Below are 14846 nucleotides of genomic sequence, written 5' to 3'. Positions count from 1 at the left end.
CATGAATTGAATATGCAACAGGGGCACCGTGCACACGGCGCCCCTGTCTGCTCCGGGACCGCTCAGCGAGAACCGGCCACCGAGACGCCGTTGATGTGGCCGGATATCTCGGACATCACCTCGACGGCGTGGGCGTTGAGGTAGAAGTGACCGCCGTCGAACCGGCGCACCCTGAACGGTCCGGTCGTGTGCTCCGCCCAGGCGGTCGCCTCGTCCTCGGTCACCTGCGCGTCCTCCGTGCCGACCAGGGCGACGACGGGGCAGGCCAGCCGCGGGCCGCCCCGGAAGCGGTAGGTCTCCGCCGCCCGGTAGTCGTTGCGGATCGCCGGCAGGATCATGCGGAGGATCTCCGGATCGCCCAGCACCTGGGAATCGGTGCCACTGAGTTTCCTCAGCTCGTCGATGAGCTGGTCGTCGTCGGCCCGGTGGACGGCCTCGTCGCGAAACCGGGACGGGGCGCGCCGGCCGGAGGCGAAGAGCCCGAGCGGCACGATGCCCCGGCTCTCGAGCCGGAGGGCCACCTCGAAGGCGAGGGACGCTCCCATGCTGTGACCGAACAGCGTGAGCGGGCGGTCCGCCCACGGCGTCAGCTCCTCCACCACGGCGTCGGCCAGCTCTCCGATGGTGTCGATGCACCGCTCACCACGCCGGTCCTGCCGGCCCGGGTACTGCACGGACAGCACGTCGACGCCGGGGGACATGGCCCGCGAGACGGGGAAGTAGAACGTGGCCGATCCTCCCGCGTGGGGGAAGCAGACCAGCCGCGTGGGCGCCGCGGGCGCCGGGTGGAACCGGCGGATCCAGGCGCCTGCCTCGGCGGACGATCCAGTCATGGCTTCTCCACTCCCATTCCCACTACGGTCGGTCGTTGACGCACCCGCACGGTGACCCACCCGCACGGCGCCGCACCGGCAAGGCACGGCACTCATGAAATTCCAAATTCACGGGAAAGTACGAGAGCGTTCAACCAAACGCGGCGCGGACGCATAGAGCGGACGGACCGGTTCCCCACGGTATGCAAAAGAAGGGTAAAAAGCCGCGGGGTCGCTTCCGGGTCGCCTCGAGATCTCATTCAACCCGTCTACCCATGAACCCCGCCAGAGGGGACCACCCCCTACTCTGGGCTCCGGATCCCCCTACGCGTGACCTGATTCAGCCGGACCGCGCGGATCGGCCGTGACTAAATTTTGTCACATTCTCCCTGGTCGGCCCCGCATCCACCGCGAGAGTTAACCGCGAACTTATTGCACTGCAGCTTCTGGCCAGTATGTTGAGCCTGGAGTAGACCTATTCTCGAATCGTTCACACATACTCGCCCGAGCTTCGCCGGCGGCACCGCCGACAACCTGCCGGACAGCATCGGGCCGCTTCACTGACAGTCGGGGGAACCGCGTGACGCTGGTCGGACGGGAATCAGTACTGGACATATTGAATAAAGCGCTCAGGAGGTGCGTGCCCGGAGAGGCGCGCACCGTCCTTGTGGAGGGCGCGGCCGGGTGCGGCAAGAGCGAGCTGCTGGACGCCTTCGCCGAGCGGGCGTCGGAAGCCGGAGCGCTCGCCCTGTCGGCCGTCGGGTCGACCGCCGAACGCACGCTTCCGCTGGGCGTGATGCGACAGCTCGTCGCCTGCGCGGGACCCTGGACGCTGCCGGCGCCGGAAGCCGACGACGAGCCGCCGCGGGCCGCGGCCATGCACGCGTTCTCGGCCGCCCTGCGCGGTCTGACCCCCAGGACGCCGGTGGTCGCCTGTGTCGACGACCTGCACCTCGTCGACGACGCCTCGCTGTGCTATCTGGCCCACATCCTGCGGCACGCCCGGTCGGCGGCGTTCCTCCTCGTGGGCAGTGCGCCCCTGCACGACTGCGGACAGCACCGCGACTTCCGTACCGAGCTGCTGCGGCGGGGCAACATCACCCGCGTCCGCCTGGAGCGTTTCACGCCGGACCAGACGGCGGCAGCGCTCGCCGACCGCGGGCGGCCCGCCCGTACCGAACGGCTCGTTACCGCCCTGCACACCTGCAGCGGCGGCAATCCGCTGCTGCTGCGGGCTCTCACGGAGGAGTACGAGTGGGCCGCCCCACAGACGGCCCCACAGGCGGCGGTCGGGCGGCAACCGACGTCGGACGCATCGGATGCATCGGACACGTCGGACGCGCCGGACACGCCGGACACGTCTGACCCCCACTTCCCCGCGCCGGACGGCCTGTTCGTGGCGGCGGTCGAAAGCTGCCTGCGCCGCAGCGGCCCCGGGGCGTTCGAGGTCGCACAGGCCCTGGCGGCCGTCGACAGCGACATCACCGACCACGACCTGGCCCGGCTGGTCGGCCTTCCCCTGCCGGACGTCACCCGCAGCCTGGCCTCGATCACCGCCGCGGGCATCGTGGAACACCGGCGTTTTCGCCATCCCGTCGTCGCGGCGACACTGCTCGACCGGGCGGACCCCGCCGACCGCGCCCGGCTGCACCGGCGCGCCGCGGAGGTACTGCACACCGCCGGAAAGCCCTGCACCGTGGTCGCCGCACACCTGATGGCGGCCCGGCAGGAGGGCGCCGAACTCCCCGACCACGTGTGGGCGACCGATTTACTGCGCGAGGCCGCGGAGCACCTGGTCGACCAGAACATCTCGCAACAGGCCGCCGCACTCCTCGAACTCGCCCACGACATCACCGCGGACGTGCAGCAGCGCGCCGAGATCAAGACCCGGCTCGCGGCGATCACTTGGCGGTTCAATCCCTCCAGGGCCGAACAGCACCTGTCCTCGCCCCTGGACCTGCTGCGCGCGGGTGAGCTGGCGGCCGAACGCCTGACGCCGCTGGCCGCGGTCCTGGTCAGGCAGGGCCGCGTGGCCGAGGCACGCGAGGTGCGCGAGGTGCACCGACGCGAGTTGGGCGAGGCGAGCGAGTACACCGTCGCGGTCCTCGACGCCGAGGACGCCACGCCCGACGAGGGGGTCGACTGGCGGCTGTCCGACGGCTGTCGGGACGACGACGCCGCCCGGGGCGAACGGTTCCTGCGGAACGTGACGCTGCAGGACGGCACCCTGCTGCCGCTGGCCCGGGCCGTTCGTACCTTGATCTACTCCGAGCAGCCCGAGCGCGCCGTCACCTGGTGCCACCGGTGGGCCCAGGACGCGGCCCGCCACAACGCGCCCGCCTGGCAGGCGGTGTTCGCCACGCTGCACGCCGAGGCCCTGCTGCGCCTGGGCGACCTGAGCGGTGCGGAGCAGCAGGCGCTGCTGGCACTGGACCACCTCCCCCAGCGCAGTGGCAACGCCTTCGCGGGCAGTCCGACGGCTTTCCTGATCCGGGCGCGCACGATCATGGGCCGGCACGCCGAGGCGGCCGCCCAGCTCGAACAGCCGGTCCCCGAGACCCTGTTCCGCAGTGTGCACGGGCTCGACTATCTGTACGCCCGTGGTCTGCACTGGCTGGCCACCGGCCATCTGCGCGCCGCCCTCGCCGACTTCCTGGAGGTCGGCCGGCTCACCCAGGAGTGGGGCATGGACCGGCCTTCCTTCCTGGCCTGGCGCGGGGACGCCGCGGAGACGTTCCTGCGGCTCGGCGACCAACAGCGGGCGGAGAAGCTGATCCTGGAGCAGATGGCCACCCCCGACGCCCGGGGGTCCTGGGTACGCGGGACTTCCCTGCGGCTGCGGGCAGCCCTCCAGCCGTCCCGGCAGCGCCCGCCCCTGCTCCACCAGGCGGTCGACGAGTTGCGCAAGTCCGGCGACCGGGTGGAACTGGCGCGGGCGCTGGCCGACCTCGGCCAGGCCCTGAGCGAGGCGGGCGACGCCGCCAGGGCCGGAGCGTTCTCCCGTCAGGCATGGGGTCTCGCGGAGAGCTGTGGTGCCCACATGCTGCGAAACCGGATACTGCCGCACGCCCACGCCCCCGCCCCGGCCCACACCCATACCCACGCCCACGCCCAGAGCGAGGCCGGTCCCGCGGCGTCGGCGTCGGCGCCCGCGCCCGTACCCGCGCCCCAGGAATCCGCGGCGTCCGACACCGAGTACCGCCTGAGCGAGTCCGAACGCCGGGTGGCCACGCTCGCGGCGCGCGGCTACACCAACCGGCAGATTTCGCGCGAGCTGTACATCACCGTCAGCACCGTGGAGCAGCATCTGACGCGGGTCTACCGCAAGCTCGACATCACCAGGCGGCAGGACCTGCCCGCCGACCTCCAACTCGCCGCGCAGTAGCCCGCGCGGCGAGTACGGGGTACCCCTAACGCGCTCCACAGGGGTGTGCTGGGTACACCTCCAACTCGGGTGTTGCGCCCATCGCGGCTCTCCGGCGGCGTCCGTACCTTCGATGTGGAAGGCGCACCGGGCGCCGCTGGAGGGGATGGCAGATGTCCAGGTCCAAGCACGAGGTCACCGGCAGCAGCGGCGACGCGCTGCGTCTCGAGTCCGTCAGCAGGATCTACGGCACCGGCGCCGGGGCAGTGACGGCCCTGGACGACGTGTCCCTCACGCTGGGGGCCGGAACGTTCACCGCGGTCATGGGACCGTCCGGTTCGGGCAAGAGCACGCTGCTGCAGTGCGCGGCGGGCCTCGACCGCCCCAGCAGCGGCCGGGTGTTCGTGGACGGCAACGAGATGGCCGCCGCGAGTGAGGCGAAGCTGACCCGGTTCCGCAGGGGCCGGATCGGTTTCGTCTTCCAGCACTTCAACCTGCTTCCCATGCTGACGGTCATGCAGAACGTGACGCTTCCGCTGCGGCTGGCCGGCCGCAGGATCGACCGGGCGGGCTGCCGTGCGGTGCTGGAGCGGGTGGGACTGGGCGAGCGCCTGGACCACCTGCCCGGTCAGCTCTCCGGCGGCCAGCAGCAGCGGGTGGCCATCGCACGCGCCCTGGTCACCCAGCCCCGTGTGCTCTTCGCCGACGAGCCGACGGGTGCCCTGGACACCCGTAGCGCCCGGGACGTCCTCATGCTGCTGCAGGAGTCCGTACGGTCCTACGGCCAGGCCGTGGTGATGGTGACGCACGACCCGGTGGCCGCCTCGTACGCGGACTCCGTGCTCTTCCTCGCCGACGGCCAACTGGTCGGCATGCTGGAGCGCCCGACCGCCGAGGCGGTCGCCGAGCGGATGACCCACCTGGGCGACGAGGTTGCCCGGCGACGTGTGATGGCGGGTGCGTGACGATGATGTCTCTGGCTCTTCGGTCGCTGCGCCACCGCCCCGGCGGCTTCGTGGCGAGCTTCCTCGTCATGTTCCTCGGCGCCACCATGCTGATGTCGTTCGCCTCGATGCTGGACACCGCGCAGCACGACGCGGTGGACGCGGGCAGTGAGGAGACGCTGACGACGCTGGCCAGCGTGATCGGCGGCTGGGGTCTGCTGCTGGTGGTCTTCGCGGTGACCTCGACACTCACCCTTTCCGTGCAGCAGCGCGGCAGCGACATGGCGCTGCTGCGGAGCGTGGGCGCCACGCCCGCGCAGGTCGGCCGGATGATCGTGGGCGAGGCGGTGGTGCTGTCCGTCCTGGCCTCGCTGCTGGCCGTGCCGGGGGCGATGTTCGCCGGGCGGGCGCTGCTGGACGTGCTCATCGACACCGACCAGGTGCTTCCCGCCGTGTCCTACCGGTTCGGCCCGGTCGGCCTGTCCATGGGCGTGGGCATCACCCTGGTCGCGGCCGTCCTGGCGGCCTGGCTCGCGGCCCGGCGCACCGCCCGGGCCCGCGTCGCGGAGGCGGTGGCCGCGGCGGCCACCGGTAAACGGCGGCTCGGCAAAATCAGGGTCGTCGCGGCGGTGCTGTTCATGGCGGGCGGCATCAACCTGGGCGTGCTCACCATGGTCCTCGAACACGGCAAGACCGCGGAGATCATGCAGACCGCCGGCTCGGCGTCGATCCTCGTCGCCATCGGTCTTGCGCTGCTGGCTCCCCTGCTCATCCGCGGGGTGACGGGCCTGCTCGGTGGCCCCCTGCAGCGCTTCACCGGGGTCAGCGGCTATCTGACCGTGCAGAACGTGCGCCGCCGCGCCGACCGGCTGGGCACGGTCCTCATGCCGATCATCCTGTTCGTCGGCATCGGCACCGGCACGTTCTACATGCAGGCCATCGAGAACGCGGCCACCACGGCCGAGGGCATCACCAAGACCAACGAGCAGCGCAACATCGAGACGCTCAACTTCGTGGTCATCGGCACGGTCGTGCTGTTCGCCTGCATCATGCTGGTGAACGTCCTGATCGCCGCCACCACCCACCGCGGCCGGGAGTTCGGCCAGCAGCGGCTCATCGGGGCCACGCCGCGCCAGGTGCTGAGGATGGTGGGCGCGGAGGGCGTCCTGCTGGCCGTCACCGGTGTGCTGTTCGGCACGATCGCGTCACTGGCGACGGTGGTGCCCTTCACCGTGGCCAGGACCGAGGACGTCGTTCCCGACACCTCCCTGACCATCTACCTGACGATCGTGGCCATCGCGGCCGTCGTGACGATGCTGGCGAGCACCGCCACCGCGCGGCGCAGGCTGCGTACGCCGGCGGTCGAGGCGGTGGCCGCCTGACCGGATCGCGAGCGCTCCCGACCCGAGCGGGTCCCGCACCTCACAGGTGCCGGGACCCGCTCTTCTTTTCGTTGTGGCGGGGGAGTTGACCCGGATGCGCGTCACCGGTTGCGGTCCACCGAGGGCATCTGTACATTTGTCTTAAGCGTAAGTACGTATAGAACAGATGGGGAGTCAGCTTCATGTGGGAGACCACGAAGACCGCCGAGACCACCGCAGCGCCCCAGGCCGTGTGGAGCCGCTACGAGGACCCGACCACGTGGCCGTCCTGGAACCCGGAGCTGGTCGCCGTTGACCGCCAGGGTCCGTTCGCCACCGGCACCACCGGCACCGTCACCAACGAGGGCCAGCCGGCCATGCCGTTCACCCTCGTCTCCGTGGACGAGGGCAAGGGCTTCACCATGGAGACCCAGCCCGGTGGCGGCCTGATCGCCCAGTCGATCTGCTCGCTCACCCCGCTCGACAACGGCGGCACCCTGATCAGCCACACCATGCGGCTCGACGGCCCCCCCGCCGACCAGGTCGGCGCCGCACAGGGCCCGGCGTTCGCCGCCAGCCTGGACAAGGGCGTCAAGGAGCTCGCGGAGCTCGCCACCCGCTAGGGGGTGGCGTTTGGATCAGGCCGGTCCAAGCGACGGCGCGTTGTTGCCGACCCGAGCGGGGTCTGGTGCGTGCAGATGCAAGGCGGAGGAGGGCGACAGGGCGGAGCCCTGGCAACCGACGACAACGCCGCAGATGGGCGTGCCAGACCCCGCGACCCCGGCAAGATCCAAACGCCACCCCCTGAGTGCCTGGGGCCCCCGACGGTGGTGGTCCTCGATGAAGTTGAGCAGGCGTGCGGGGTCGGCACCCCGCACGCCGACATCTTGAGTGAGGAGAGTCCGTCATGAAGAAACGGACGATCGCGATTACCGTTCTGATCATCGCGCAGTTCGTCGACCTGGTCGACACCACGATCACCAACGTCGCCCTGCCGACCATCCAGAGGGACCTCGACGCAACCGACGCCCACCTCGAGTGGATCATGGCCGGCTATCTGCTGGCCTTCGCCGTCCTGCTGATCACGGGCGGACGCCTGGGCGACATCTTCGGTCGGCGCACCATGTTCCTCATCGGCGTCGCCGGCTTCGGCCTCTCCTCCCTCTGGGCCGCCTCGGCGGACGGCGGGACGATGCTGGTGGCGGCACGCGTCGTCCAGGGTGGCTTCGCGGGTGTGATGGTGCCCCAGGTCCTGTCGTCCGTCCAGGTCATGTACGAACCCGCCGAACGCGGCAAGATCTACGGCCTGATCGGCGCCATGAGTGCCCTGGGTTCCGTCGTCGGTCTGATCGCCGGCGGCTGGATGGTGGAAGCCGACCTCTTCGGTCTCGGCTGGCGCTCGGTCTTCCTGGTCAACGTGCCCATCTGTATCGCCCTGCTGGCACTGGCGAGCTTCTTCGTCCCGAACAGCCGCTCCGACAACCCGCCGAAGCTCGACCTCGTCGGCGTGTTCCTCGCCAGCGCCACGGTGTTCCTGGTGGAGTTCCCGCTGATCGACGGGCGCATGGCCGACTGGGCGCCCTGGATCTGGGTCATGCTGGGCGCGTCCCCGGTCGCACTGGTGGTGTTCGTCCTCCAGCAGCGGGCCAAGATGCGACGCGACGGCTCGTCGCTGCTGCCCATGCAACTGTTCGCGAACCACGGCTTCAGCAGCGGCCTCGTCGTGCAGATCCTGTTCTGGACCGCCAACGGCTGCTACATCCTTGCCCTGGGCTACTACCTGCAGACCGCGCTTGGCTTCAGCCCGCTGGCCACCGGTCTGACGATCTTCGCCATGTCCGTCGGTTCCATCGTGATCTCCCCGGCCGGCGACCCGCTGGCCAAGAAGTTCGGCAAGTACGTCATCCTCGCCGGCGGCTTGATCCAGGCCGCCGCGTTCGTCTGGGCGATCTACACCATCAACGAGAAGGGCACGTCGCTGTCCGGCTGGGACCTCTCCCTGGCCCTGGGCATCTCCGGCGCCGGCATGGTCCTGCTGATCGTGCCGCTCCTCGACGAGTCCCTGCGCACGGTCCCCGCGGTCTCGGCCGGTGCCGCGTCCGGTGCCTTCGCCACCTTCCAGCAGCTCGGCTACTCGCTGGGCGTGGCCGTCGGCGGCGTCGTCTTCTTCAACACGGCCGGCGACCGTCCGACCTTCGACACCCTCAACGAAGGTGTCATCAAGGCCCTGTGGATCACCGTGGCCGCCTTCGCGCTGTCGGGCCTGTGCGCCCTCATCATGCCGAAGCTGAGGCCGCATGCCGCCGAGCCGGCGAAGGAGCAGCCGGAAGCACCGGTGGCGGCGGCAAGTCACTAGTCCTCCGGGGACGCCGACGCGCGACCCGCAGCCCGCAGGGCGGGACCCGGACCGGTTCAGGTCCGGGTCCCGCCCTGTGGGCTGCGGGCTGTGTGTGGCTGGGGAGTGTGGGTCGTCACCGGGCTCGTGGAGCAGTGGAGCACGCGAAGAAGGGCCGGTGGTGGCCGGAGTCCCTGGTCCGGGACTCCGGCCACCACCGGCCCTTGGCTGTTGACCGCCGAGGCCGGCGAACGATCAGTCCGCCAACGTGCGGAAGCCCCGGCGGAAGTACACCGTCGGAGCGTCGTCACGCAGCCGGACGTCGAGTACCCGGCCGACCAGGATCGTGTGGTCGGCGACATCGTGACGGACGTGGGCCTCGCACTCCAGCACCGCGGCGGCCTCCTCCAGAACGGGGTGGCCGTCCGAGTTCGGCGTGAAGTCGCTCCGGCCGAACTTGTCCGCACCTCTGGTGGCGAACCGCGTGGCCAGATCCGCGCGCCGGTGCGGCACCACCTGGACCACCCACGAATCGGCCTTGTCGAACGCCGCGTGGCACTGGGCGGTATGGGCCAAGCACACAAGGACCATCGGCGGGTCCGCGGACAGCGAGCAGAACGACGTGGCCGTGAACCCGCGCCACACACCCTGGTCGTCGGTGGTGGTCACGAGGGTCACGCCACTCGGGTACGAGGCCATGGCCTCCCGGAACCGCGTCGACACTTCCTCAAGGGAAGGCGCCACGGCTGCCGGACTCGGGACGGCTTGCGTCATCCGGATTCCCTCCTTCGGTGCCCGGATCGGGGTCACCGCCGCTCCCCCGGCTCACCGGGGCAACGGCGGTGTGGTGAATGCACGCCTCACTTGCCGTTCTTGACCACTGCTCCACCGTCGACCCGAAGCTGGGTGCCGGTGACGAAGCGGGACTCGTCGGACGCGAGATAGGCCACCGCGTGCGAGACGTCGATCGGCTCCACGTAGGGAATGGGCAGGGCCTGCACCATCGAGAAGCCCGGCTCGGCGTCCTGCGCCACCGGGTGCTCCAGGTCGGGACGGAACACCTTGTACATCGCCTCGTTGTGCAGCATCGGCGTGTTGACGTTGGTCGGGTGCACCACGTTGATCCGCAGGCCCTGAGGAGCCAGGAAGGGAGCGAACCAATTGACGTAGTGACCGAGCATCTGCTTGGTGAAGGCGTAACCGATGCCGCCCGGACCCATGCCGCCCGGGTCGCTGCCGTAGGCCGCGAAGTACGCGGCCGCGGAGCCGATCAGGATGACGGAGGCGCCCTCCTGAAGGTGCGGCAGAGCGGCGTGCACCGTGTTCAGCGTGCCGCTGAGGTTGACGTCGACGGCGTCGGCGAACGCGGTGAGCGGACGGTCGGCACCCACGGGTCCGATCGCGGCGTTCGCCACGACCACGTCGAGCCGGCCGAGTTGGGCGACCCCCTCGTCGATCGCCTGGCGCAGTGCCGCACGATCGCGGGTGTCGGCCAGCTTGGTGACCACCCTGCGGCCGGTCTTCTCGACCAGGCGGGCCGTCTCCGCCAGTTCCTCCGCGGTGCCGAGCGGGTACCCGACGACCTCGATGTCCTCACCGAGGTCGATCGCGATGATGTCGGCGCCTTCCTCGGCCAGCCGCACGGCGTGGCTGCGCCCTTGCCCGCGCGCCGCACCCGTGATGACGACGACCTTGCCTTCTACCCGGCCCATGGGGCCCTCCAGATGGTCTGCTGTAGTGACATGACGGACGGCGGACCGGCACACGGGCCCGGGGGCAGTCGAATGGGCTGCCGAAGAGACGCGGAGGACACACGGGAACTCCGGTGTGCCCCGGCAGCGCGCCATACGCCGACTCGGAATTCTTTGTACCGTCTCCATGCCGCCAACAGGCGGGAGCCGTCCCCCTATTCATGTGCGGCACGACGACTTTAGGGGCCCGGGAAGAGCCGGCTCGCACCTCCCACCTCGTCCTACCGGGCCGCATGAGGGGCTTGCCGGGAGGACTCCTCAGAGGATGTCTTAAGGGGGCTTCTTAGGGGGTCCGGCCGCACGTCACTGCCCTACCGTGGGCTGAACACCGCCGTTCTCCTCACGCGGGCACGCACCACCCGGCGCCCCGCGCGCATACCCGCCCGGTTTTCCGATACGGCGGCCGGACTGTTCCCGGGACGACTGCCGGGCCGTTCCGATCCGGCATCCGCGTCGCAGCATCCGGCCCCGTCGGCGCTTCGACGCCTGTCCAGATATTCACCATGTGACACGGGAAGTGGGAAGACCGAGATGGCGAACTCCGACCAGCGGCTTGTCGAGGCACTTCGGACATCCCTCAAGGAAGCGGAGCGACTGCGCGGGCAGAACCGCAAGATGTCGGATGCGCTGCGGGAGCCGATCGCGATCGTGGGGATGGCATGCCGCTACCCGGGCGGTGTGGCGTCGCCCGAGGATCTGTGGCAACTGGTGTCGGACGGTGTGGACGCCGTGTCGGAATTCCCCTCCGACCGCGGCTGGGACGCCGGTGTGTTCGACCCGGAGCCCGGGCGCGAAGGCAAGACGTACGCGCGCGAAGGCGGATTCCTCCACAACGCGGCGGACTTCGATGCCGACTTCTTCGGTATCAGCCCGAACGAGGCGCTGGTCATGGACCCCCAGCAGCGGCTGCTCCTGGAGACCGCCTGGGAGGCCCTCGAACGCGCCGGGATCGACCCGCTGACCCTCAAGGGCAGCACGACCGGCGTGTTCGCCGGAACCATGTACCACGACTACCCCTACAGCAGTGCCGCCGGCTCCATCACCTCCGGCCGGATCTCCTACACGCTCGGTCTGGAGGGTCCGGCGGTCTCCGTCGACACGGCGTGCTCCTCGTCGCTGGTCGCCCTGCACCTGGCCGCGCACGCCCTGCGGTCCGGCGAGTGCTCCCTGGCGCTCGTCGGCGGTGTCGCCACGATGGCGACGCCTGAGGTCTTCGTGGAGTTCAGCCGCCAGCGCGGCCTCTCCAGGAACGGTCGTTGCAAGTCCTTCTCCGAGTCCGCCGACGGTGTCGGCTGGGCCGAGGGCGCGGGCATGCTGCTGGTGGAGCGCCTGTCGGACGCGCGCCGCAACGGCCACCCCGTGCTGGCGGTGGTGCGCGGCAGCGCCATCAACCAGGACGGGGCGAGCAATGGTCTGACGGCCCCCAACGGCCCCTCGCAGCAGCGGGTGATCCGCCAGGCACTGGCCGGGGCGGGACTGACGTCGGGCGACGTGGACCTGATCGAGGCGCACGGTACGGGTACGACGCTGGGTGACCCGATCGAGGCGCAGGCGTTGCTGGCGACCTACGGTCAGGACAGGGCGGAGGACCGTCCGCTGTGGCTGGGGTCGATCAAGTCGAACATGGGTCATACGCAGGCTGCGGCGGGTGTCGCGGGCATTATCAAGATGGTCATGGCGATGCGTCACGAGACGATGCCCAAGTCTCTGTACTCCGACGAGCCTTCGTCCAAGGTGGACTGGGACGCGGGTGCTGTGGAGCTGCTGACGGAGGCTCGGGAGTGGCCGGCGCCGGAGGAGGGGCGGCCTCGGCGTGCGGCTGTGTCGTCCTTCGGAATCAGTGGGACGAACGCCCACGTGATCGTGGAGGAGCCGCCGGTGGTGGCGGTTCCAGTTGCCGAGCTCAAGGCGTCGGCCGTGGTGCCGTGGGTGGTGTCGGGGCGTGGCGCGGGTGCGGTGGTGGCGCAGGCGGAGCGGCTTGCCGGGTGGGTGGGTGAGCGGCTCGAACTGTCGCCGGTGGATGTGGGGTTGTCTTTGGTGTCGTCGCGGGCTGCGTTGGAGCGGCGTGCGGTGGTGGTGGGCCGGGACCGCGAGGAGCTGCTGACCGCGCTGGGCGGGGTGGAAGGCTCGGTGGTGCGGGCGCGTGCGGGTGGCCGGACGGCTGTGCTGTTCACGGGTCAGGGCAGTCAGCGGCTGGGGATGGGCCGGGAACTCTACGACGCCTTCCCCGTGTTCGCGTCGGCCTTCGATGCGGTGTGTGGCCGGTTGGACGGTCTGCTGGGCCGGTCGTTGCGGGAGGTGGTGTGGGGCGATGACGTCCGGCTGCTGAACCGGACGGTGTTCGCGCAGGCGGGGCTGTTCGCGGTGGAGACGGCGTTGTTCCGGCTGGTGGAGTCCTGGGGTGTGCGTCCCGACTTTGTGGCGGGGCACTCCATTGGTGAGGTGACCGCCGCGCATGTGGCGGGGGTGCTGTCCCTGGAGGACGCGTCCGTGTTGGTGGCGGCGCGTGGCCGGCTGATGGATGCGCTGCCCGAGGGCGGAGCGATGCTCGCGGTGGAGGCCACCGAGGCAGAGGTCCTGCCGGTGCTGTCCGACGGTGTCGGGATCGCCGCCGTCAACGGCCCCACGTCCATCGTGGTGTCCGGCACCCAGACCGACGTCGACACGGTCGCTGAGCACTTCAGTGGGCTGGGGCGGCGGGTGTCCCGGCTGCGGGTGTCGCATGCGTTCCATTCGCCGTTGATGGAGCCGATGCTGGAGGAGTTCCGTGGAGTAGCGGCGTCGCTGTCGTATGCGGAGCCGTCCCTGCCCGTCGTGTCCAACGTGACAGGCGCCCTCGCGGTGGCGGGGCAGCTCACCGACCCCGAGTACTGGGTACGCCACGTGCGTGAGGCCGTCCGCTTCGCCGACGGGATCGCTGCTCTGCAGGGGCAGGGTGTGGTGCGGTTTGTGGAGTGCGGCCCGGATCCGGTTCTGACGGGTCTGGCCCGGCAGACCCTCGACACGGACGCCGATGAGGTCACGTTCGCGTCCGTGCTGCGCAAGGACCGTCCGGAGGATGTGACGGCCGTGGGCGCGCTGGGGCAGGTGTTCGCCTCGGGCGGCACCGTCGACTGGACCGCCTTCTACGCCGGACGCGGCGCCGAACGCGTCGACCTGCCCACCTACGCCTTCCAACGCGAGCGCTACTGGATCGACGCCCAACTCGGGGCCGCGGACGTCGCCTCGGCCGGGCTCGACACCGCCGAGCACCCACTGCTCGGCGCCACCATCACCCTCGCCGACAGCGACGGCGTGGTCCTCACCGGTCGCCTGTCCACGGACACCCAGCCCTGGCTCGCCGACCACGTCGTGGGCGACACCATCCTCTTCCCCGGCACCGGTTTTGTGGAGCTTGCTCTGCACGCTGCTGATCAGGTGGGTTGTGGGTTGCTGGAGGAGCTGACGCTTCAGGCGCCGTTGGTGCTTCCTGAGCGTGGTGGTGTGCAGATCCAGGTGGCGGTGGGTGCGGCTGACGGGTCGGGGGCGCGTACGGTCACGGTCCACTCGCGTCCGGAGACGGAGGTGGGTGGCGGCTGGCTGCTGCATGCCCAGGGCAGTGTCGGTGACGGTGCGGCGGCCCGGTCGGGTGAGGATCTGGCGGTGTGGCCGCCGGCCGGTGCCCTACCGGTCGGTGTCGGGGACGCGTACGACCTGCTGCTGCGCCAGGGGTATGCCTATGGTCCGGTGTTCCAGGGGCTGAAGGCGGCCTGGCGGCGGGGTGACGATGTCTTCGCGGAGGTGGAGCTGCCGTCGGAGTCGTGGGACGAGGCGTCCCGTTTTGGTCTGCATCCGGCACTGCTGGATGCGGCGATGCACGCGGCGCTGGTCGACGAGAGCGGGGACCGGGACGGTGAACCGGTACTGCCGTTCGTCTGGAACCAGGTAGCCCTGCACGCCACCGGCGCCACCCGCCTACGCGTGTGCATCACACCCGACGGCGAGAACAGCGTCGCTGTAGAGGTGGCCGACGACACGGGTGCTTCCGTTCTGTCGGTGGGGTCGGTGGTGGGTCGGCCGGTGTCGGTGGGGCAGTTGGAGTCGGCTGGTGGGGTGGTGGGCCGGTCGTTGTGGCGGGTGGGCTGGAGTCCGGTGGTGGTGCCGGAAGGCGCGGCGGCTGTGCCGGTGTGGGATGGAGAGGCGTGGCCGGCGGGTGATGTGGTGCCGCCGGTGGTGGTGTGGGAGGTGCCTTCTCCCGACAGCTTCAGCGACCGCGACAGTGGCAGTGCTGGTGTGGGGG

General features: G+C 70.3%; 9 protein-coding genes. 6 read left to right on the top strand and 3 right to left on the bottom strand.

Going from position 1 to position 14846, the window contains the following annotated elements; translation table 11 throughout:
* Positions 1-62 precede the first annotated feature (62 nt).
* Positions 63-833, bottom strand: coding sequence for a thioesterase II family protein (locus KUM40_RS38170; RefSeq protein WP_217170928.1), 771 nt, complete (start codon positions 831-833; stop codon positions 63-65).
* A 559-nt stretch (positions 834-1392) separates the two neighbouring features.
* On the opposite strand from KUM40_RS38170, the gene KUM40_RS38165 reads away from it, so the two are divergent.
* The 5 genes from KUM40_RS38165 to KUM40_RS38145 all read left to right on the top strand — a co-directional run bounded on the left by KUM40_RS38165 (position 1393) and on the right by KUM40_RS38145 (position 8837).
* Positions 1393-4197: an AAA family ATPase gene (locus KUM40_RS38165; RefSeq protein ID WP_308401327.1), complete on the top strand. Its 2805-nt coding sequence runs from the start codon at positions 1393-1395 to the stop codon at positions 4195-4197.
* Between the two features lie 152 nt (positions 4198-4349).
* Complete coding sequence (locus tag KUM40_RS38160) at positions 4350-5141, top strand: ABC transporter ATP-binding protein (RefSeq protein WP_217170927.1); 792 nt, start codon at positions 4350-4352, stop codon at positions 5139-5141.
* Positions 5142-5143: 2 nt separating this feature from the next.
* On the top strand, positions 5144-6502 hold the full coding sequence (locus tag KUM40_RS38155) for an FtsX-like permease family protein (RefSeq protein WP_217170965.1): 1359 nt from the start codon (positions 5144-5146) through the stop codon (positions 6500-6502).
* Positions 6503-6684: 182 nt separating this feature from the next.
* Positions 6685-7104, top strand: a complete 420-nt coding sequence (locus KUM40_RS38150; RefSeq protein WP_217170926.1) for an SRPBCC family protein — start codon at positions 6685-6687, stop codon at positions 7102-7104.
* A gap of 284 nt (positions 7105-7388) precedes the next feature.
* On the top strand, positions 7389-8837 hold the full coding sequence (locus KUM40_RS38145; RefSeq protein WP_217170925.1) for an MFS transporter: 1449 nt from the start codon (positions 7389-7391) through the stop codon (positions 8835-8837).
* A gap of 234 nt (positions 8838-9071) precedes the next feature.
* Here KUM40_RS38145 and KUM40_RS38140 read toward each other — a convergent pair whose 3' ends face one another.
* Together KUM40_RS38140 and KUM40_RS38135 are read right to left on the bottom strand one after the other, a co-directional pair.
* Positions 9072-9515, bottom strand: a complete 444-nt coding sequence (locus tag KUM40_RS38140) for a flavin reductase family protein (protein WP_254396309.1) — start codon at positions 9513-9515, stop codon at positions 9072-9074.
* A 161-nt stretch (positions 9516-9676) separates the two neighbouring features.
* Positions 9677-10528 (bottom strand): mycofactocin-coupled SDR family oxidoreductase, encoded by an 852-nt coding sequence (locus tag KUM40_RS38135; RefSeq protein ID WP_217170923.1) that lies wholly within the window; start codon positions 10526-10528, stop codon positions 9677-9679.
* A gap of 570 nt (positions 10529-11098) precedes the next feature.
* On the opposite strand from KUM40_RS38135, the gene KUM40_RS38130 reads away from it, so the two are divergent.
* Positions 11099-14846: type I polyketide synthase (locus KUM40_RS38130; RefSeq protein ID WP_217170922.1), on the top strand; the 3748-nt coding region annotated here is incomplete at its 3' end.

The organism is Streptomyces sp. AC512_CC834, from assembly GCF_019049325.1.
In the GTDB taxonomy this organism is placed as follows: domain Bacteria; phylum Actinomycetota; class Actinomycetes; order Streptomycetales; family Streptomycetaceae; genus Streptomyces.
The sequence above is the reverse complement of the archived record's forward strand: the minus strand, read 5'-3'. Positions and strand labels throughout refer to the sequence as shown.